Genomic DNA, 20,158 nt, shown 5'->3' on the forward strand with positions numbered 1-20,158 from the left:
CGCCCCGGTACCACGTCGTTGGGGTACGGGGCGCGGCCGGCCGGTCTATTTGCTGCCCGCCGGGAGCGGCTGCTCCGCGCGCCAGGCGGCGAGGAGGTCGCGCAGCTCGCCGCGGTAGCGGGCGATGTTGGCGGTCTTGACGTCCTCGTAGCCGCGGATCATGTCGGGCAGTTCGGCGATCTCCACGGCGAGGTCGTGGTTGTCCTTGTCGAGCCCGCCGGCGAGCTCGTCGACGACCGCGAGGTACTCGGTGACGAGGCGGCGCTCGGCGCGGCGCTGGGCGGTGGCGCCGAACGGGTCGAACGGGGTGCCGCGCAGCCGCCGCATCGCGCGCAGCGCGTGGAAGGCGGGACGGGCCGTCCGGCCGAGCGCGATCTTGCGGTCGACGCCGACGGCGCGCAGCAGCGGCGGGTGCAGCATGTACCGGACGGTCGCGCCCGCACCGAACTGCTCTTCGACCTGGCGGGTGAGCGCCGGGTCGAGGTGGAGGCGCGCGACCTCGTACTCGTCCTTGTAGGCCATCAGCTTGTGCAGGTGGCGGGCGACGGCGACGGCGAGCCGCTGTCCGGACCCGACCGCGTCGCGTTCGGCGGCGGCGACCCGCAGGACGGTGTCGAGGTACCGCTTGGCGAGCGCGAGGTCCTGGTAGGCGGCGAGGTCGGGGACGCGGATCCGCAGCACGCGGGCCAGCTCGTCGTCGGTGCCCGACGCGTCCACGAGGTTCATCGCGGCGGGCGCGTTGGCGGCCAGGGGCCGCTGGACGGCGGCGGGAGCGGCGGGCGGCTCGGCCCATTCGGGCTCCAGGACGAGCCGCCGGCCCGCCCGGAACGCCTGGACGTTCGCCTCGACCTGGACGCCGTTGAGCGCGAGCGCCTCCTCGATCGCGCGCGCCGACAGCGGCAGCAGCCCGGCCTGGTAGGCGGCGCCGACGACCACGAAGTTCGCGGTGGTGGTGCCGCCGAACCAGCGTTCGGCCAGCTCCAGGGCGTCGAGCGCGACGAGCCGGGCGGCGTCGGTGCGGGCGGCGATCTGCCGGACGAGGGACGCGCTCGGCGGCAGCGACGCCGTCACGTCGGTGATCATCCGGCCGGTCGGGACCTCGCTGGTGGACACGACGGCGGCGGTGCGGCCGGGCGCGCAGCGGCGCAGGTTGGCCTCGGCGGTGCCGGCGAGCGCGTCGAACACCAGGTAGGCGTCGGCGCCGCCGTCCCCGATCATGCCGGGGCGCTCAGCGGGAGCGGCCCCGATCCGCAGGTGGGAGACCACCGCGCCGGCCTTCTGGCTGAGCCCGGTCTGGTCGAGGGCGCGGGCGTGCCGGCCGTCGAGCAGCGCGGCGGTGGCGAGGACCTGGTTGACGGTGACGACGCCGGTGCCGCCGATGCCGACGAGCAGGACGTCCGCCGCGCCGGGCCGGGAGGCGGGCTCCGCCAGCTCGCCGATCTTCGGCAGCGCGGGCCCGGACGGCCTCCGTTCGCCCGGGATCACGGTGACGAACGACGGGCAGTCGCCGTCGACGCAGGAGTAGTCCTTGTTGCACGACGTCTGGTTGATCCGCGTCTTGCGGCCGAACTCGGTCTCGACGGGCTCGACGCTGAGGCAGTTGGACTTGGTGCCGCAGTCGCCGCAGCCCTCGCAGACCGCCTCGTTGATCAGCACGCGGGTCTGCGGGTCCGGGACGAGGCCGCGCTTGCGCTTGCGGCGGGTCTCGGCGGCGCACGCCTGGTCGTAGAGGAGCACGGTGACGCCGGGGATCTCGCGCAGCTCCCGCTGGACGGCGTCGAGGTCGTCGCGGTGCCGGACGCGGACGCCGGGCGCCCAGTCCGTGCCGCGCGGGTAGCGGGACGGGTCGTCCGCCACCACGACGATCTTCGCGACGCCCTCGGCGTGCAGGAGGCGGGTGACGGACGCGGGGTCGGTGCCGCCGTCGGCGTCCTGCCCGCCGGTCATCGCGACGGCCGCGTTGTAGAGGAGCTTGAAGGTGATGTTCGCGCCGGCGGCGACGGCCTGCCGGATCGCGAGGCTGCCGGAGTGGAAGAACGTGCCGTCGCCGAGGTTCTGGAACATGTGCGGGGTCGTGGTGAACGGCGCGGCGCCGACCCACATCGCGCCCTCGCCGCCCATCTGCGTGGTGCCGATGCTGCGGTCCTGGAAGACGGTCATGACGTGGCAGCCGATGCCGCTCGCCGCCATCGACCCGTCGGGGACGACCGTGGACCGGTTGTGCGGGCAGCCGGAGCAGAAGTACGGGGTGCGGGCGGGCGCGAGCAGGTTGATCGCGGGCTTGCGGGGGAGCAGTGCCGGGTCGCGCAGGTCGACGTGGTCCTCGCCGACGCGGTCGGCGAGGAGCCGCGCGAGCGCCTTGACGATCCGGTCGGCGGTGAGGCCGCCGTCCGCGGGGACGAGGGGCGCGCCGTCCGCGCCGTTCTTGCCGAGCACCGCCGGCCGCTCCGGCGCGTCGTACAGCAGGTCGCGGATCTGCGTCTCGACGAACGCGCGCTTCTCCTCGACGACCACGATCTCGCGGAGCCCGGCGGCGAACGCGCGGAGCCGCACCGGGTCGAGGGGGTGGATCAGGGCGAGCCTGAGGAGCCGGACACCGCGCCGGGCGAGCGCGGCGTCGTCGAGGCCGAGCCGGTCGAGGGCCTCGCGCAGTTCGAGGTAGGTGCGGCCGGACGCGACGAGCCCGATGGCGGCGTCGCCGGTGGCGCCCTCGATGACGTCCAGGCCGTTGGCCGAGGCGTAGGCGGCCGCGGCGCGCAGCCGTCCGTGCAGGACCTCGGCTTCGAGGGACGTCGTGTCCTTGAGGTCGACGCCGGGCCGCCGCGTCGGCTTCCAGGGGCGGCCGCGCCACTGCAGTTCCGGGACGACCGGGTCCGGGACCGGCGCGACGTCCACGACCTCCAGCGAGTCGGCGACGTCGGTGACGAGCTTGAACCCGGTCCAGGCGCCGCTGAACCGGGACATCTCGAACCCGTGCCGGCCGAGCCGCAGCACGTCGGTGATCGAGCCGGGCGCGAGCACCGGCATGAACGCCTCGGCGAGCGCGCCCTCCGTCGCGGACGGCAGCGTCGAGGACTTGCAGGACGGGTCGTCGCCCACGACCGCGAGCACCCCGCCGCGCTCGGCGGTGCCGAGCCAGTTCGCGTGCTTGAACGCGTCGAGCGAGCGGTCGACGCCGGGCGCCTTGCCGTACCAGAGGCCGAAGACGCCCTGGTAGCGCGGGCCGGGCAGGTGGTCGACGAGCTGCGACCCGTACACCGCGGTCGCGGCCAGCTCCTCGTTGACGCCCGGGACGAACCGGATGTCGTGCTCCCCCAGCAGCTTCGCCTCGCGGATCAGCTGCTGGTCGAGCCCGCCGAGCGGGGACCCCCGGTAGCCGGACACGAACCCGGCGGTGGTCCAGCCGCGCCGGGCGTCGGCGCGCCGCTGCTCCAGCAGCAGCCGGACCAGCGCCTGGACGCCGCCCAGCGCGATCCGGCCCCGCTCCAGCTCCAGGCGGTCGCGGAGCGCGGACGTCGAGGTACCGGTCATGATGCTGCCCCTCTCCCGGCGATATCGGACTCGTTCGCCCACATTGAGCACCTTTGCCTGAGCGGAGTGCAAGATGAGGCAGTGATAATTGAGCGGATTGCTCAAGTCAGAACCGAGTTACCCGCCGGAGATGAGCGTTGTGACGCGTGCCACCCTCCTCGACATCCAGATCCTGCGCCGGCTGGTCGACCAGCCCCGCATCGGGATCACCGAGCTGGCCGCCCGGCTCGGCATCGCCCGCAACACCGCGCACGCCCGCGTCGAGCGGCTGGAGCGCGACGGCGTCATCGGGCACCGGGGCCGCGAGGTCGACCTCGGCGCGCTCGGCTTCGAGCTGACCGCGTTCGTCACCCTGGAGGTCGCGCAGGGCCGGCTCCGCGAGGCCGCGCAGGCGCTCGCGGCGATCCCGCGCGTCCTGGAGGTCCTCGGCATCACCGGCCAGGGCGACCTCCTGGTGCGGGCGGTCGCCCCGAACGGCAAGCAGCTGCACGAGGTGATCGACGCGATCCTCGCGTGCCCGGGCGTGCGGCGCAGCACGACCTCGATCGTGCTGACCGAGCAGGTCCCGTTCCGTCTCGGCCCGCTCCTGGAGGACGAGGAGCGCCGCGCCCGCTGACCCCCGGGCGCCGCGCCCGCCGGGGCCGGGTCGCCCGCGCGCGCCCGGGGCCGGGGTCAGCCCTGGCGGAGCGGGTCGAGGTGCTCGGCGGTGGCGTCGTCCGCGGTGGTCGACTCGCTCAGCTCGCGCCACCGCTCGTCCTCGGCGAGCAGGGCGCGGCCCGCGGCGGTGCCGTAGGCATAGGCGTCCGCGCCTGCGAGCAGGCGCAACGGCGGCTCGTCCAGCGCGACGACGTCGAGGACGAGGCGCGCGACCTTGGCGGGATCGCTCGCCGCCGTGACGCTGCCGTCGGCGTGCATCTCCGAGATCCGCCCGACGGTCTCGGCGTACTCGGGCCGGACGGGGTCGACCCGCATGGACGATCCGGCCCAGTCGGTCCGCATCCCGCCCGGCTCCACCACGGTGACCTTGATCCCCAGCGGCGCGACCTCGGCGGCGAGCACCGAGGAGAACCCGCCGACCGCCCACTTCGCGGTCTGGTACGCGCCCAGGCCCGGGGTGGCGAGCCGTCCGCCCACCGACGAGATCTGGACGATCCGCCCGGCGCGCTGCTCGCGCATCACCGGCAGCGCCGCGCGCGTCAGCCGGACGACGCCGAACAGGTTGGTGTCGACCTGCGCGCGGAAGTCGTCGGGGTCGGCGTCCTCGATCGGGGCCATGTTGGCGTACCCGGCGTTGTTGACCAGGACGTCCAGCCGGCCGAACCGCACCACCGCGGTCCGCACGGCGTTCTCGGCGGCGCCGTCGTCGGTGACGTCCAGCGGCACGATCACGAGCCGGTCGCCGTGCGCGGCGGCGAGGTCGTCCAGCGCCGACGGGGTGCGCGCTCCGGCGACGACGCGGTGCCCGGCCTCCAGCGCGGCGCGGGCGATCTCCTTGCCGAGGCCCCGGGAGGCCCCGGTGATCAGGAAGGACAGTGAGCTCTGCGTGGACATGGCCACCTCCGCTTACTAACTAACTGGTTGTTTAGCTCTAGGGAACCTCGTTCCGGTCGAGATGTCAACTGAACGGTTAGTTGATATAGGGTGCGGGGCATGGCACGGGACGCGGACGCCACGCGGCGGCGGTTGCTGGACGCGGCACGGCAGGAGTTCTCGGCGCACGGCATCGCCGGCGCCCGCGTGGACCGGATCGCCGCCGCCGCCCGCAGCAACAAGGCGCAGATCTACCACTACTTCGGCAGCAAGGACGGCCTGTTCGACGCCGTCTTCGACGCCATGGTGCAGGAGACGCTCGACGACGTCCCCATCGACGCCGCGAACCTCCCCGAGTACGCGGGCCGCCTGCACGACTCCTACGAGAAGCGCCCCTGGGTGCAGCGCATCGCGACCTGGTACCGCCTGGAACGTGCCGGCTCCGCTGAACTCCTGCCCGCCGTCGTGGCCAGTAACACCGCGAAGGTGCGGGCCATCGCCGCCGCGCAGGCCGACGGCACGCTCCCCGACCGCTTCACGGCCGCCGAACTGCTCGGCCTGGTCATCCACCTGTCGAGCCTGTGGAGCGCGAGCATGCCCGAGTTCGAGGCCGTCATGGAGGACGGCTCGGCCGAGCGGCGCCGCCGGCTGGTCGTCGACGCGGTGGCCGCCCTGCTGGCCTGACGCCGGACGCGCCGGACGCGCCGGACGCGCCGGAGGCGCCGGACGCGCCGGCCCGACGGGACCAAGCGGGACGAGGTCAGCCGGGCTGGCCGAACAGGCCCGACGACAGGCGGTAGATGGTGCCGTCCACGCTCACGTAGGCGCGCGCCTGGTACAGGCCCTGCACGCCCATCAGGAACTCGGGTTCTCCGGCGCCCCACGGGACGTAGCCGCAGTGCTCGAACAGCCCGAGCGCCATCGCGCGCGTCACCTCGTAGCGGTCCTTGCGCAGGACGAGCTGCTGGACGATGTTGGCACTGGTGTGCAGCGCCGCCAGCATGGCGTCCGCGCCGATGTCCGGCTCTTCGGGATCGACGAGCGCGAACCGCCGCTCGCCGCCGGGCCCCGGCACCGACCACGCGCCCCAGCCGCCGCCGAGCCGCGCGGCCGTGCAGGCCAGCAGCTCCGCGACGTGCGCGGGCCGGGGATGCCCGCTGAGGTCGGCCTCGGCGGCGGCCCATGACGCCTCGCCGCCCCCGGCGACCAGCTCCTGCGCCCGCGCCGTGCCGTCGCCCTCCGTCCAGGCCCAGGTCCCGTCCGGCCGGAAGACGCCGATCTCGCGGGCCTGCACGGTGACGGCGGCGCCGAAGCGCAGCGTCCCGGCGGCGGGGTCCCAGGCGGGCGGCGTCCGCCAGTCCACGCCGTCCTCGGACAGCCGGTCGATCAGCGCGTTCTGCCCGGCCAGCGCGCACGCCAGCGCCGGGGCGGCCGTGGCCAGGACGGACGGCGGGACGGGCCCGTTCACGTCGAGTTCGTTGACGAGGAGCAGGCCGGACCGGCCGTCGTCCCCGCCGGGGAAGGGGACGGCCCCGCCCGGCAGCTCGATCTCCGACTCCCGCACCGCGAGACCGTGGTGCTCGGCGTAGCCGCGCATCATCGCGTCCGTGTACCGCCGGGCGTCGTAGTCGCCGAGGAGGTCGGCGGCGCGCCGCAGGCAGTCCGCGGCCCGCTCCGCGTCCGGCCCGCCGGCCGTCAGCTCGGGCGCGTCGGCGACGATGAACGTCAGCGCCCGCCCGCCGTGGCCGTGCCGGATCGCGGCGCTCGCCTCCAGCAGCGCGACCGCCAGCAGGGCGAGGTCGTCGGCGGCGGCCCGCGGATCGTAGAACCCGCCGAGGTCGACGAGCGGCTCGGTCAGCTCGGGGACGCCGTGCCGCTCGCCGATCTCCCTGAGCCGCTCGGCGTGCGCGGCGGCCGGCGTCCCGGCGAAGCCGGGGACGACCCAGCTCCACTGGAAGGTGTTGTCCTCGGCGTGGCTGCCGAGGATCCCGGCGGCCATCCGCCGGTCGTCCGACCACGCGACGCCCGCCTCCAGGTCCCTGCGGAAGGTCGTCCCTTCGAGGGCGCGGTTGAGCCGCGCCGACCGCTCGGCGGCCACTCCCAGCCGCGGCGCCGCCAGCGCCAGCAGCGCGTCACTGAACGTATCCACGCGAACCCCCGCATCCCCGGCCGACTGTGAGCACCAGAGCGTAGGGGATCGACCGCGCCGCGTGCGGGGCGATCGGCCGATCAGGCAGGGGCCGGCAGCGATCCGGCTCCGACGTAGTCGCGGAAGAGCACGATCCGGCCGTCGCGGATCCGGAAGACCTGGATGCAGGGCACCTCGAACGGCTCGCCGGTCGCGATGACCCGGCCGACGGTGGTGAGCTCCATGATCACCACTTCCGGGTCGTCGGTGCGGTGGACGTCGCGGACGCGCAGGTCGCGGATCTCCAGGTCCGGCCGGCCCGCCTTCGTGGAGAACGCGCGGATCTCCTCTCGGCCCTCCAGCCGGTCCGGCAGCCCCGGTCCGCCGAACGGCAGTTCGATCACGCCGTCCGCCGCGAACAGGTCCGCGAACGCCTCCATGTCCCGGGTGATCAGCAGCTCCCGCCGCCGCTCGAGGACCTCCAGCGGTGTTGCCGGTGCGCTCATGGCCGCTCCTTCGTTCAACGTGCGTTGCATGAATGGTTCAACGAATGTAGAACGAAAATGGCATCCCGGTCAACGCCCATAGAATGAGGAGGTGAGCACCCCAGCGGGCGGGTCCCGGGCCGAGCAGCGGCGCGCCACGCAGGCCCGCATCCTCGAGCACGCCCGCCGGATCTTCGCCGACGCCGGCTACGACAGGACCACCATCCGTGCGGTCGCCACCGCCGCGGGCGTCGATCCCGGCCTGGTCATGCACTACTTCGGCAGCAAGGAGAAGCTCTTCGCGCGGGCCATCGAGGCGGGCGCGAGCTGGATGCCCGGCGGCACTGCCGACGAGGTCGCCGAGCAGCTGCTCGACCGGCTCCGCACCTCGCTGGCCGAGGAACCGGTCGAGTCGCTGGCCCTCCTGCGGTCGATGCTGACCCACCCGGAGGCCGCCCGCGCGTTCCGGTCCGCGGCGCGGCTCCGCAAGGAGGGGATCGGGCAGGCCATCCCCGACGAGGACGCCGACCTGCGCGCCGCCGTCGTCAACGCGATGCTGATCGGGCTCGCCCTCGGCCGCCACCTCCTCGCGCTCGACCACCTGGCCGACGCCGACCCGGACCGGGTCGTCGAGATCCTCCGCCCTGCCGTCCGTGCCGTCACCAAGGCCGACCGACCCGAATGACGGCTGCGCTGGTCGCCTCGGCGAGCAGGGGCGCGTCGGCGGCGTCCAGGGTGTGGAGCCGCAGGTCACCGGGGTCCAGGGTGAGGTCCGCGAACCGTGTCGACCGGCCGCTCGGCGGCTGGGGCGCGGTCACAGGCTCTTGGCCAGCCAGGTGAGGCCGAGCTCGCGGGCCGTCCGCGCGGCGAGCCGGTTCAGGTCGTCGGCCTCGGGGCCCGGCGGCAGCTCGGCGGCGTAGGTGGCCGCGGCGGCGGCGGTCTGCGGGCGGGCGCCGAGCGCGGCGCGAAGGTGGTACGACCTGCGCAGGTCGTCGAGCCCGGACACGTCGCCGCTCTCCAGGGCCAAGGCGCCGAGATGCCGGATCGCGTAGGACTCCAGCAGGAGGTCCTCGTCCCTCACCGCCGAGTCAAGGGCCTCGCCGTAGGACGCCTTCGCCTGTTCCGGCGCGCCGTCGAACTTCTCTGTGACGATGCCCGTCCAGAAGGTCGCCCAGCCCGCGAGCCGCTCGTCCCCCGACGCGGCGGCGAAGCCGGCCCGCACGCGCTCCTCGTCGCCGGGGCGCGGGTCGAGGTCGAAGAGCAGCCGGGTGTAGGCGAGCTGGGCGTCGCAGAACCCGCCGCGCGCCGGGTCCTCCTCGGCCAGTGCGGCGACGGCGGTCTCCGCCTCGGCCGGATCGTCGAGGCGCCAGAAGAACCGGTCGGTGAGGATCTCCGCCCGCAGCGCCGTCGTGCGGGCCGCGGGCAGGTCGAGCGCCAGGTCCCAGCGGCCCGCCCGCTTCAGCGACTCCGCAGCGGTCTCCGCCGATCTGGCAATGTAGTTGGTGTTCATGGTCATGCGGCCTACTATGCGGGCGAGGAGGTAGGTGGTCAAGTGCGTTACGTCGCCTACATTGGCAATCTGGCGAAACTGGCCGTCGAGCTGGCGAACGGGGACGACCCCAGTGACCTGCGGCGGGAGTTCTTCGCGCAGCACCGCGTCGCCGAACCGGACGCCGCCGGGCTCGCGGGACTCCTCCCGGCCCTGCGCGACGCGGTCGAGGCCGTCGCGGACGCGGGCCCGATCGACCCCGTCAACCGGCTCCTGGCGGAGTTCCCGCCGTCGATCCACGTGAGCACGCACGACGAGGCCGGCGGTCCCCACCTGCACTTCGCGCGCGACGGCGAGGACGCCGCGTCCTGGCTCGGCCGGAGCTGCGGTGCCGCGCTCGCCCACGTGATCAGCGGCGACCCCGACGTCACCGTGGGCCGGTGCCGGGCGGACGGCTGCGCGCGCTTCTATGTCGACGACTCCCGCAACCGCAGCCGCCGGTTCTGCTCCAACACCTGCGCCAGCCGGACCACCGTCGCCGCCTACCGCGCCCGCCGCAGGTCCACGGCCAAGAAGGGGTGACCGGGGTTGCATGGGCGCCGGGGCGCGGCGGCCGCTCTAGCGTTCGCCGGGTTGCGCCAGGAACCCGGCGATCGCGCCGCGGTTGCGCTGGAGCCCCTCGATGCGGTCGTCGAGGGCCGCCAGTTCCCGGTCCAGGAGGTCGCGGATGCCGGAGCACCAGTCGAACTCCGGCCGGGCGTCCCGCGTGCAGGGGAGCACCTGCCGGATCACCTCGGTGGACAGGCCCGCCTCCAGCAGGACGCGGATCTTCCGCACGGTCGCCACGGAGTCGCCGGAGTAGCGCCGGTAGCCGTTCGCGTCGCGCCCGGCCGCGAGGAGGCCCTGCTCCTCGTAGTACCGCAGCAGCCGCGCGCTGACCCCGGTCCGCCGGGACAACTCCCCGATCAGCATGTCACCGTCCACGTTTGACCTTCTCACCGGTGTGAAGCCCTAACGTCGCTCTGCGAACGATCATTCCGCACCGCTGGAGACGCCGATGACCACACTCGCCCACCGCAACGGCCGCGCGGCGACCGCCGGAGAGCTGGCGCCGCTCGCCTTCGCGGGCTATGCCCACTTCACCGCCATGCAGGTGCGCGGAGGACGGATCCGGGGCCTCGACCTGCACCTGGAGCGATTGCGGTTCGCGTCCGTCGAGCTGTTCGGCCGGGCGCTGCCCGACGACCGGGTGCGGTCCTTCCTGCGGACGGCGCTGGAGGCGAGCCCCCCGGACGTCTCGCTGACGGCCACCGTGCACGCGGCGCCGGGGGAGTTCAGCGCGGGCGAGGCCGCGGAGCTCGACGTCCTGGTCCGCACCGGGCCGCCCGCGTCCGGCCCGCCGGGACCGCTGGCCCTGGCGACGGTCGAGTACGAACGGTTCCTGCCCGCCGTGAAGCACGTCGGCGAGGTGGCCAAGACCTACTTGATGCGGCGTGCCGTCCGGGACGGCTTCGACGACGCCGCGTTCGTCGACCGGCGCGGCCGGTTCAGCGAGGCCACGATCTGGAACCTCGCCTTCTGGGACGGCGACGCCGTGGTGTGGCCCGACGCCGCGATGCTGGTCGGGACCACGATGGGCATCGTCCGCCGGCGGCTCGACGGCCTCGGCGTCCCGCAGCGCGTCCAGGAGGTCACGCCCGCCGACGTGCCGGACCTGGCCGGCGCCGTGGTCATGAACTCCTGGACGCCGGGCGTCGCCGTCCACCGGATCGGTTCGGCACCCGTCCCCGAAGCGCCCCGCTTCCTGGAACTGCTGCACGCGGCCTACCAGGCCGAACCCCTCATCGAGCCCTGATCGCCGAGGGGGCGGCCACGCCTCGGTGCTCAGAGGGCGGAACCGCCGGTGGCGTCGACGACGCGTCCGGTCACCCAGCGGGCGTCGTCGGAGGCGAGGAAGGCCACGACGTCCGCGACGTCCTCGGGCGTGCCGACCCGGCCGAGCGCGGAGAGGGACGACGCGCGCTCCCACGCCTCGGCGTTCCCGCGCAGCCAGCCGGCGTTGACGTCGGTGTCGATGATCCCGGGGGCGACGGAGTTGACCGTGATCCCGCGCGGGCCGAGCGCCTTGGCGAGGTTGAGGGTGAAGGTGTCCAGGGCGCCCTTGGTCGAGCCGTAGGCGATCACCTCGGGCATCGCGAGGCGGGCCGCGCCGCTGGAGATGTTCACGATCCGTCCGCCGTCGTTGAGCCGGGGCAGCGCCTGCTGGACGATGAAGAACGGTGCGCGGACGTTCACCGCGAACACCTCGTCGAACCCCTCCTCGGTGAGGCCGGCCAGGTCCGCGCTGCGGCCGATGCCGGCGTTGTTGACCAGGATGTCGACGCGGGCGCCGCCGGTCCGCTCGTCGAACGCCTCCCAGAGCGCCGCCGCGTCGCCGTGCCGGCCCAGCTCGGCGTGCAGGGCGACCGCGCGCCCGCCGTCCTTCTCGATGGTCCGGACGGTCTCGTCCGCGGCGGCGGCGTCCCGCCCGTAGGTCAGCGCGACGGTGGCCCCGTCGGCCGCCAGCCGCCGCGCCACGGCCCGTCCGATGCCGCGGCTGCCGCCGGTGACCAGCGCGACCTTGCTCGCCAGGCGTTCCATGAACGTGCTCCCTCTATTTGTTGAGTGATTGCTCAAGAAAGAAGGTAGCACGTTTTGTTGAGTGTTTGCTCTAGAATTGGGGCATGACCGAGAGCCGCCGGGGGCGTCCCCGCACCTTCGACCGCGACCGGGCGCTCGCCACGGCCGTCGAGATGTTCTGGGAGCGCGGCTACGAGGCCACCTCCGTCGGCGACCTGACGGCCGCGATGGGCATCCGGCCCGCGAGCCTGTACGCCGCCTTCGGGGACAAGAAGGCCCTGTTCAAGGAGGCCGTCGCCGCCTACCAGGCGTCGGAGCCGGCGGGCTTCGCGGGCGCCGCGCTCCGCGAGGAGCGCACCGCCAGGGACGTCGTCGCGCGCATCCTGCGCGAGGCCGCCGCGATCTACACCGACCCGTCCCACCCGGCGGGCTGCCTGATCATTCGCTCCGCCACCAACGTCACCCCCAAGGACGCCGACATCGAGGCGTTCCTGCGCGACATCCGCAACGCCAACGTCGACGCCTTCACCCGCCGCTTCGACGAGGCCGTCCGCGCGGGCGAGCTCCCCGGCTCCACCGACACCCGGGCGCTCGCCCAGTACCTGGCGACCGTCCTCCAGGGCTTCTCCCAGCGGGCCGCCGACGGCGCGACGGCCGCCGACCTGCGGCCGGTGGCCGAACTCGCCCTCGCCGCCTGGCCCGCGAGCCCCGCGTCCCCGGCCCCCTGATCCACATCATGGCGACCGCCGCCGCGATGGACGCCCGATGGCGTGGTGGGGGGGGGGGCCCGCCCCCCCCCCCCCCCGGTGCCCCCCCCGGGGGGGGGCGGGGGGGGGTGTTTCGGCCGGGGGGGGGTGGGGTGGTGGCGGTGCGCCCGCCACCGCCACCACGTCGTCTGCCGCACGGGGGCGGGTCAGTCGGTGAAGATGCCGCCGGTGGCGTTGACGAAGGTGCCGGTGATCGCGGCGGCGCCGTCGGAGGCGAGAAACGCGGCGGTGTCGGCGATCTGGGCGAGGGTGGGAGAGCGGCGGAGCAGGCGCATCTCGTCCAGGCGGGTCAGCAGGGCCTGGAAGGCGGCGTCGTCCATGGCCGGGCCGAACTGGGAGAGCTTCTCCGGCGACAGGGTCTCCGGGAGGCCCGCCGTCCAGATGCCGACGACGCGGACGCCCGCCGGGCCGCACTCCTGCGCGAGGTTGCGGACGAGCGCGTCGGTCGCGGCGTCCGCCGGGCCGGTCCCGCCCATCATCGGGCTGCCCTTCGCGGAGCCGCTGTCCAGCGTGAGGACGACGCCGGAGCCGCGCTCGGACATGTGCCGGGCGGCGGTCCGGGCGGTGATGAAGTTCGTGGTGATCCCGGTCGTGATCGGGCGGACGAAGTCGTCCACGGCCATCTGCGTGAGCGGCATGCCCTGCACGTCGCCGCGCGTGACGAGGTTGAAGGAGACGTCGATGCCGCCCGCGTCGGCGACGTGCCGGGCGTGCTCCTCGACGGCCTTCTCGTCGAGCGCGTCGAGGACGGCCACCTCGGCGCGTCCGCCGGCGGCCGCGATGTCGGCGGCGACGGCGTCGAGGGACGCGCGGGTCCGGCCGGCGAGGAAGACGGTGGCGCCCTGCCGGGCGAAGGTCCGCGCGACCGCGCCGCCGATCGAGCCGCCGGCGCCGTAGATGATCGCGTTCTTGTTCTCCAGCAGCATGTCCGTGTTCCGTTCTCGTGTCGTTGTGGGACGCCTATGGAGACGCACGGGCCCGGAGAACTAATCGGTCAGCGTCAGCGGCAGCCCGAACGCGGGGAACAGGTGCGGCTCGAACGAGGTGATCTCGGCGATCAGGCCGTCCTCGACCCGCAGCACGTCCATGACCTGCGCGCGGTAGACGCGGGTGCCGGGCCGCTGCACGTAGCCGCCGAGGGCGAGCTGCCCGTTCGCGCGGGCCGGAAGGTGCCGCCACCGGCCGATGTACGCGGGCGAGGACGGGTCGAAGGTCTGCGACAGCATGCCGATGATCGCGTCGCGGCCGCCGAACCAGAGCGGGTTCGGGGGCATGGTGATGCGGACGTCCTCGCGCAGCATGGCGGTCATCGCGGCCATGTCGCCGTCGACGGCGGCCTTCATGTAGCGCTCGATGAGGGCGCGTTCGGCCTTCGACGGGTCGGTGCCGCGCGCCCACGCGTCACGCCGTTCGGGGAGGCGCTCGCGCAGGGCGGGCCGGGCCCGTTGCAGGGCGCTGTTCACCGAGGCCACGGTCAGGCCGAGGGCCTCGGCGGTGTCGGCGGCCGGCCAGCCGAGCACGTCCCGCATGATCAGGACGGCGCGCTGCTTCGGCGGCAGGTGCTGCACGGCGGCGAGGAACACCAGCTCCAGCGTCTCCGCCGTCTCCGCCGCCGTCTCCGGGTCGTCCGGGAACGGCTGCAGCCAGGGCAGGAACGGAGGCGCGGTCACGTCGTTCGACGGCGGAACCGGGGACGGGACGTACCGCTGCGGGCGGCGCTCGTTGCGGCGCAGGAAGTCCAGGCACGCGTTCGTGGCGATCGTGTAGAGCCAGGTGCGCAGGCTGGAGCGTCCCTCGAACCCGTCGCGGTTCCGCCACGCCTTGAGGAGCGTCTCCTGGACGAGGTCCTCGGAGTCGTCGTAGGAGCCGACCATCCGGTAGCAGTGGACCTGAAGCTCGCGCCGGTGCGGCTCGACCAGCCCGGCGAAGTCGAGCTCGTCGCCGTCCCGGAATGGATTCGTCACGGCGTCCGGCGTGACGGAATCCGCGGCGACCGGCGCGGCGGATCCCGTCACGGGGGCGGCGGATTCCGTCACGGGGGCGGTGGATTCCGTCACGGGGGCGGCGGAATCCGTCACGGGGTCCGGTGTGACGGAATCCGCGCGGACCGGTGCGTCGGACCGGGTCGCGTCGGCCGCCACGCGCGCGATGCCGCGCAGCCGCCCGACCGACGACGACAGGGCCCGCACCTCGGCGTAGAACGGCTCCGGGCGTTCCGGCGCCAGGCTCTGCACGCGCCGCTCGATATCGGAGATCAGGTCGTGGACGGCATCGGCGCCGCCGGTCCGCCGCGTCCGGTACGCCTTCTGGCGGCAGGCGGCCGAGCAGTACACCGACGCCCGGCCCCGCCGCCCGTCCGGGCGCGGCAGCGCCTTCCCGCACACCCGGCACGCGCTCTCCGTCATGCGCCCAGAGCCTAGGGCAAGGACCCGCCCGGCTTCGGAGCGTTCCCGGTCCGGTGCACCAGGAGCAGGGCGACGTCGTCCTCGGCGGGCTCGCGGCCGATGAGCGCCGACATCACCGCGGCGGCGACCCGCTCGGGCGGGCCCGCCTGGACGGCCCGGCACAGCCGCGCGACGCCGTTGTCGACCGAGTCGTCCCGCCGCTCGACCAGCCCGTCGGTGTAGAAGCACATCAGCGCCCCGGGAGGAAGCTCCATCACCTTGGTGGTGCGGGACGCGTTCTCGCCCAGGCCGATCAGGAGGTCGAACTTCATGTCGACGGCCTCCGCCGGACGGCCCGGCAGGGCGAGGACCGGGGGAGGGTGGCCGGCCGAGGACACCCGGACCCGCTCCAGCGAGGGATCGCACACCGCGTAGAGCACGGTCGCCGTCGCGTCGGGCTCGAAATGCATCATCTTGCGGTTGAGCTTGGCCAGGACCTCGGCGGGGTCGGTCGACTCGAGCGCGTACGAGCGCAGCGCGCTGCGCATCCGGCCCATCACGACCGCGGAGGGCAGCCCGTGGCCCGCCACGTCCCCCATGACGATGCCGAGCTCGCCGGACGGGAGCTCGAAGACGTCGTACCAGTCGCCGCCGACGCTCTCCTTGCCGGGACGGTAGCGGGTGGCCATCTCGATGCCGGGGATCTGCGGAAGCCGGGACGGGAGGAGGCTGCGCTGCAGCTCCAGGGCGCCGGCGCGTTCGGCCCGGCTCGTCAGCGACTGCACGGTCAGGGCGATGCGCGCGGCCGCGAGCTGCAGGAACTCGGTCTCGTCCGCGGTGAACAGGCGCGGTGCGAGGGTGCCGACGTGCATGACGCCGACCAGCTTCCCGCCGCCGATGAGGGGGACGCCGAGCAGCGAGGACAGGCCGCGCTGGACCAGCAGCGGGTTGAAGATCGTCGCGGTGGGCACGTCGGCGATGTAGACCGGCCGCCGCTCGGCGGCGACGCGTCCGGCGAAGCCCTCGCCCACCGGGACGTGCACGCCCTGGGTGACCTCCTCCTCGATGCCCTTCGCCACCGTCGCCTCGAGGAACCGCTCGCCCCGGTCCAGGAGCAGGACGACCGCGGTGTCCACGCCCAGGATCTCGCGGACGCGGGCGAGCAGGGTGTCGAGGAACTCCTCGACGCCCATGTGGGCGAACGCCTCGTCGGTGATCGCCTGGATGTTCTCGAGCTTGCGCGCGAGGCTCGCCAGGGCGTCTGCGGGTCTCTCCATCTCGGTCATCGTATGCGTGATATCTGGCGCTTTACCGGAATTGTCGGCAGGCTGGGGGATCTCATTGCCCTCCGGGTGCACGTCCGTTCTCCCAGGTCGTCAGCCTAGACATCGGCGGACACCGGCGGCGATCTCGAGGTCCTCGCGGGCCGTCACGACCAGCACGCGGACGGCGGAACCGGCGGCGGTGACGTCGGCGTCGCCGTGGGCCTCCTCGTTGCGGGCGGGATCGACGGAGACGCCGAGGAAGGCGAGATCCTCGGCCAGCCGGTGCCGGACGAAGGGGTCGTGCTCGCCGACGCCGCCGGTGAAGACGAGCGCGTCCAGCCCGCCGAGGGTGGCGGCCATCGCGGCGGCGCAGGCGCGCAGGCGGTGGTGGTAGACGTCGAGGGCGGCCAGCGCGACGGCGTCGCGGGCCTCGGCGCGCTCCCGGATCTCCCGCATGTCGCCCGTCCCGGTGAGGCCGCGCAGCCCGGACCGGCCCTCCAGCGCCTCGTTGATCTCGGACGCCTCGATGCCGTGCTTGATCAGCCACAGCGGGATGCCCGGGTCGACGCTGCCGGCGCGGGACGCCATGACGAGCCCTTCGAGCGGCGTGAAGCCCATCGTGGTGTCGACGGAGCGGCCGTCGGCGACCGCTGCGAGGGACGCCCCGGACCCCAGGTGGCAGATCACCGCCCGGGTCGGCAGCGTGCCGAGCATCTCGCGCGTCCGGCGGACGGCGTAGGAGTACGAGAGCCCATGGAAGCCGTAGCGGCGCAGCCCGAACCGCTCGCGCCATTCGGCGGGCAGCGCGTAGGTGGCGGCGGCGTCCGGCAGGGTGGCGTGGAACGCGGTGTCGAAGCAGGCGACGGCGGGCACGCCGGGCAGCGCGCCGGTGATCTCCGACAGCGCGTGCAGCGACGCGGGCTGGTGCAGCGGCGCGAGGTCGGCGAGCGCCTCCAGGCGTTCGGTGACCCGCGCGTCGACGACGACGGGCTCGGTGAAGTCGGTGCCGCCGTGCACGAACCGGACGCCGACCGCGTCCGGCGCCGGCATGTCCGCGACCATCGGGGCGACCTCGTGGCGGGCGCCCGCGTTCTCGGTGACGACGGTGCCGTCCGGGTCGATCATGCTCAGCTTCAGGCTGCTCGACCCCGGGTTCACGGTCAGGATGCGCATCGCGGCCCCTCAGTGCGGCTTCGTCAAGGTTCGGCTTCAGTAAGGCCAGGTCCAGTCGCGGACCTCGGGCGCGTCCTCGCCGTGCTCGCGCGTGTAGGCGCGCAGGGCGAGGCGCTGGTCGGCCATGCGCTGCCGGATGTGGGCGACGCGGCCGCCGAGGGACGGGACGCGGTCGATGACGTCCATGACCAGGTGGAAGCGGTCCAGGTCGTTCAGCATCACCATGTCGAAGGGCGTGGTCGTGGTGCCCTCCTCCTTGTAGCCGCGGACGTGCAGGTGGTCGTGGCCGTGGCGGCGGTAGGCGAGCCGGTGGATCAGGTACGGGTAGCCGTGGAACGCGAAGATGACCGGCTTGTCGGTGGTGAAGAGCGCGTCGTACTCGCGGTCCGGCAGCCCGTGCGGGTGCTCGGTGTCGGGCTCCAGCCGCATCAGGTCGACGACGTTCACGACCCGGACGCGCAGGTCCGGGAAGAGCTGCCGCAGGAGGTCGACGGCGGCGAGCGTCTCCAGCGTCGGGATGTCGCCCGCGCACGCCATGACGACGTCGGGGTCCGCGCCGCCGTCGGTGGACGCCCACTCCCAGATGCCGATGCCGCGCGTGCAGTGCGCGATCGCCTCGTCCATCGGCAGCCAGTCCAGCGCGGGCTGCTTCCCGGCGACGATCACGTTGACGTAGTCGCGGGACCGCAGGCAGTGGTCGCCGACCGACAGCAGCGTGTTGGCGTCCGGCGGCAGGTACACCCGGACGATCTCGGGCTTCTTGTTCATGACGACGTCGAGGAAGCCGGGGTCCTGGTGCGTGAAGCCGTTGTGGTCCTGCCGCCACACGTGCGACGACAGCAGGTAGTTCAGCGACGCGATCGGCCGCCGCCACGGCAGCCGCCGCGTCACCTTCAGCCACTTCGCGTGCTGGTTGAACATCGAGTCGACGATGTGGACGAACGCCTCGTAGCTGTTGAACAGGCCGTGCCGCCCGGTCAGCAGGTAGCCCTCCAGCCAGCCCTGGCACAGGTGCTCGCTGAGCACCTCCATGACCCGGCCGTGCGGCGCCTGGTGCTCGTCGGTCGGCAGCCGCTCGCCTTCGAACACCCGGTCGGTGGCCTCGAAAACGTCGCCGAGCCGGTTGGATGCCGTCTCGTCCGCGCCCATGATCCGGAAGTTGGACGGGTTGCGCTCCACCACCTCCCGCAGGAACGCACCGAGCACGCGGGTGGCCTCGGACGTCGCCGTCCCGGGGCGGTCGACCTTGACGGCGTGGTCGCGGAAGTCGGGCAGCTTCAGCGGGCGCAGCAGGAGCCCGCCGTTGGCGTGCGGGTTCGCGCTCATCCGGCGCTCGCCCTCGGGCGCCAGGTCGGTGATGGCGGGGAACGGGCGCCCCTCCTCGTCGAACAGCTCCTCCGGACGGTAGGAGCGCAGCCACTCCTCGAGCTGCGCGAGGTGCTCGGGATTGTCGCAGACGCCGGTCAGCGGCACCTGGTGGGAGCGCCAGGTGTTCTCGACCGGCAGGCCGTCGACCACCTTCGGCCCGGTCCAGCCCTTCGGCGACCGCAGGATGATCATCGGCCAGCGGCGCCGTTCGGTGTCGCCGCCCTCGCGGGCGGACCGCTGGATCTCGGCGATCTCGTCCAGCGCGCGCTCCACCGCGACGGCCATCTTGCGGTGCATCGGCTCCGGCTCGTCGCCGCTGACGATGATCGGCCGGTACCCGTAGCCGTCCATGAGCTGGACGAGCTCCTCCTCGGAGATCCGCGCCAGCACCGACGGGTTCGCGATCTTGTAGCCGTTGAGGTGCAGGATCGGCAGGACGGCCCCGTCGTTCACCGGGTCGACGAACTTGGTGGAGTGCCACGACGCCGCGAGCGGCCCGGTCTCCGCCTCGCCGTCGCCGACGATGCACGCCACGACGAGATCCGGGTTGTCGAACGCGGCGCCGTACGCGTGCGCCAGCGAGTAGCCCAGCTCGCCGCCCTCGTGGATCGACCCCGGCGTCTCCGGCGCGACGTGGCTCGGGATGCCGCCGGGGAACGAGAACTGCCGGAACAGCCGCTCCATGCCGGGACCGTCCCGCGACACGTCCGGATACACCTCGCTGTAGGTGCCCTCCAGCCACGCGTTCGCGACCGCCGCCGGCCCGCCGTGCCCCGGACCCATGATGTAGATCATGTCGAGGTCGCGGATCTTGATGGCCCGGTTCAGGTGCGCGTAGCAGAAGTTCAGGCCGGGCGAGGTGCCCCAGTGGCCGAGCAGGCGCGGCTTGATGTGGCGCCGCCGCAACGGCTCGCGCAGCAGGGGGTTGCTCAGGAGATAGATCTGCCCTACCGAAAGGTAATTCGCGGCTCTCCAGTAGGCGTCGATCCGCCGGACCTCGTCGTCGGACAGGGGAGTGGACGCGGTGACGGCCTCGGTCATGGCGCGGTGGTCCCTTCGGTGGTCGGCGTACGCCCGGGAAGGATCACGTCCCCGCAATCTCTCCCGTCAACCCCGCGCACGGGAACCCCCGGACGTCCCCGGATCCGCTCGCGGGGCCGTGCTCAGCGGACGCGGGGGAGGGTGAAGGGGCAGGGACCGTCGCCGCGCAGGCCGCCGCCCGGACCGGCCTCGATGAGCTGCGCCTCGCCGAAGTCCTCGTCATCCGCCGCCGTCCGGACGAGGTGCCCGCGGCCGGGCAGGTCACGCGCCCAGGCGTCCGGCGCGCCGGCCTGGAGGTCGAGCCGGATCGGCGTGTTGCCCTGCGGCGCCTCGAACGGGCCGAGCCCGCCGGCGAGGCGCCAGCGGGGCGCGGCGAGC

General features: G+C 73.7%; 18 protein-coding genes and 1 pseudogene. 6 read left to right on the forward strand and 13 right to left on the reverse strand.

The window, feature by feature from the left end:
• Positions 1-45: 45 nt before the first annotated feature.
• Entirely contained in the window at positions 46-3,531 is a 3,486-nt protein-coding gene (locus ABZ914_RS25090; RefSeq protein WP_500196119.1) for an indolepyruvate ferredoxin oxidoreductase family protein, read from the reverse strand.
• Positions 3,532-3,661: 130 nt separating this feature from the next.
• Between ABZ914_RS25090 and ABZ914_RS25095 the strand changes: the two genes are divergently transcribed.
• Positions 3,662-4,147 (forward strand): Lrp/AsnC family transcriptional regulator, encoded by a 486-nt coding sequence (locus ABZ914_RS25095; protein ID WP_190854662.1) that lies wholly within the window; start codon positions 3,662-3,664, stop codon positions 4,145-4,147.
• A 56-nt stretch (positions 4,148-4,203) separates the two neighbouring features.
• On the opposite strand, the gene ABZ914_RS25100 is transcribed toward ABZ914_RS25095, so the two are convergent.
• Positions 4,204-5,082 carry an SDR family NAD(P)-dependent oxidoreductase gene (locus tag ABZ914_RS25100; protein ID WP_500196120.1) on the reverse strand — a complete coding sequence of 293 codons (879 nt, stop codon included), beginning with the start codon at positions 5,080-5,082 and terminating at the stop codon, positions 4,204-4,206.
• A 99-nt stretch (positions 5,083-5,181) separates the two neighbouring features.
• On the opposite strand from ABZ914_RS25100, the gene ABZ914_RS25105 reads away from it, so the two are divergent.
• A complete protein-coding gene (locus ABZ914_RS25105; protein WP_433245579.1) occupies positions 5,182-5,745 on the forward strand; it encodes a TetR/AcrR family transcriptional regulator in 564 nt (187 codons plus the stop codon).
• A gap of 76 nt (positions 5,746-5,821) precedes the next feature.
• On the opposite strand, the gene ABZ914_RS25110 is transcribed toward ABZ914_RS25105, so the two are convergent.
• Positions 5,822-7,210: a DUF6882 domain-containing protein gene (locus ABZ914_RS25110; protein WP_500196122.1), complete on the reverse strand. Its 1,389-nt coding sequence runs from the start codon at positions 7,208-7,210 to the stop codon at positions 5,822-5,824.
• A gap of 80 nt (positions 7,211-7,290) precedes the next feature.
• Positions 7,291-7,695, reverse strand: coding sequence for a nuclear transport factor 2 family protein (locus tag ABZ914_RS25115; RefSeq protein ID WP_500196124.1), 405 nt, complete (start codon positions 7,693-7,695; stop codon positions 7,291-7,293).
• Positions 7,696-7,786: 91 nt separating this feature from the next.
• Here ABZ914_RS25115 and ABZ914_RS25120 point away from each other — a divergent pair, with 91 nt between their 5' ends.
• A complete protein-coding gene (locus ABZ914_RS25120; RefSeq protein ID WP_500196126.1) occupies positions 7,787-8,359 on the forward strand; it encodes a TetR/AcrR family transcriptional regulator in 573 nt (190 codons plus the stop codon).
• Between the two features lie 129 nt (positions 8,360-8,488).
• Here ABZ914_RS25120 and ABZ914_RS25125 read toward each other — a convergent pair whose 3' ends face one another.
• The gene (locus ABZ914_RS25125) at positions 8,489-9,190 is read right to left on the reverse strand and encodes a hypothetical protein (RefSeq protein WP_500196127.1); all 702 of its coding nucleotides are present in this window, start codon (positions 9,188-9,190) and stop codon (positions 8,489-8,491) included.
• A 36-nt stretch (positions 9,191-9,226) separates the two neighbouring features.
• On the opposite strand from ABZ914_RS25125, the gene ABZ914_RS25130 reads away from it, so the two are divergent.
• A complete protein-coding gene (locus tag ABZ914_RS25130; protein ID WP_500196129.1) occupies positions 9,227-9,745 on the forward strand; it encodes a CGNR zinc finger domain-containing protein in 519 nt (172 codons plus the stop codon).
• 36 nt (positions 9,746-9,781) lie between these two features.
• Here the strand turns inward: ABZ914_RS25130 and ABZ914_RS25135 are convergent, their stop codons facing one another.
• Positions 9,782-10,147, reverse strand: coding sequence for a MerR family transcriptional regulator (locus ABZ914_RS25135; RefSeq protein ID WP_433147963.1), 366 nt, complete (start codon positions 10,145-10,147; stop codon positions 9,782-9,784).
• Positions 10,148-10,220: 73 nt separating this feature from the next.
• On the opposite strand from ABZ914_RS25135, the gene ABZ914_RS25140 reads away from it, so the two are divergent.
• Positions 10,221-11,018, forward strand: a complete 798-nt coding sequence (locus ABZ914_RS25140) for an aminotransferase class IV family protein (RefSeq protein ID WP_500196130.1) — start codon at positions 10,221-10,223, stop codon at positions 11,016-11,018.
• Positions 11,019-11,047: 29 nt separating this feature from the next.
• On the opposite strand, the gene ABZ914_RS25145 is transcribed toward ABZ914_RS25140, so the two are convergent.
• Positions 11,048-11,803: an SDR family NAD(P)-dependent oxidoreductase gene (locus ABZ914_RS25145; RefSeq protein ID WP_500196132.1), complete on the reverse strand. Its 756-nt coding sequence runs from the start codon at positions 11,801-11,803 to the stop codon at positions 11,048-11,050.
• Positions 11,804-11,886: 83 nt separating this feature from the next.
• Between ABZ914_RS25145 and ABZ914_RS25150 the strand changes: the two genes are divergently transcribed.
• Positions 11,887-12,510 (forward strand): TetR/AcrR family transcriptional regulator, encoded by a 624-nt coding sequence (locus ABZ914_RS25150; protein ID WP_500196133.1) that lies wholly within the window; start codon positions 11,887-11,889, stop codon positions 12,508-12,510.
• Positions 12,511-12,695: 185 nt separating this feature from the next.
• On the opposite strand, the gene ABZ914_RS25155 is transcribed toward ABZ914_RS25150, so the two are convergent.
• The 6 genes and pseudogenes from ABZ914_RS25155 to ABZ914_RS25180 form a co-directional block, all read right to left on the reverse strand.
• Positions 12,696-13,475, reverse strand: a complete 780-nt coding sequence (locus ABZ914_RS25155; protein ID WP_500196135.1) for an SDR family NAD(P)-dependent oxidoreductase — start codon at positions 13,473-13,475, stop codon at positions 12,696-12,698.
• Between the two features lie 60 nt (positions 13,476-13,535).
• On the reverse strand, positions 13,536-14,954 hold the full coding sequence (locus tag ABZ914_RS25160; RefSeq protein WP_500196136.1) for a sigma-70 family RNA polymerase sigma factor: 1,419 nt from the start codon (positions 14,952-14,954) through the stop codon (positions 13,536-13,538).
• Between the two features lie 11 nt (positions 14,955-14,965).
• Positions 14,966-16,210, reverse strand: a complete 1,245-nt coding sequence (locus ABZ914_RS25165) for a PP2C family protein-serine/threonine phosphatase (protein WP_500196138.1) — start codon at positions 16,208-16,210, stop codon at positions 14,966-14,968.
• A gap of 99 nt (positions 16,211-16,309) precedes the next feature.
• The gene (locus tag ABZ914_RS25170) at positions 16,310-17,371 is read right to left on the reverse strand and encodes an acetate/propionate family kinase (protein ID WP_500196139.1); all 1,062 of its coding nucleotides are present in this window, start codon (positions 17,369-17,371) and stop codon (positions 16,310-16,312) included.
• Between the two features lie 36 nt (positions 17,372-17,407).
• Positions 17,408-19,780 (reverse strand): phosphoketolase family protein, encoded by a 2,373-nt coding sequence (locus tag ABZ914_RS25175; RefSeq protein WP_500196140.1) that lies wholly within the window; start codon positions 19,778-19,780, stop codon positions 17,408-17,410.
• A 122-nt stretch (positions 19,781-19,902) separates the two neighbouring features.
• Positions 19,903-20,158, reverse strand: a pseudogene (locus ABZ914_RS25180) (hypothetical protein); the annotation flags it as partial.

Source organism: Spirillospora sp. NPDC046719 (assembly GCF_040645715.1).
In the GTDB taxonomy this organism is placed as follows: Bacteria; Actinomycetota; Actinomycetes; order Streptosporangiales; family Streptosporangiaceae; genus Spirillospora.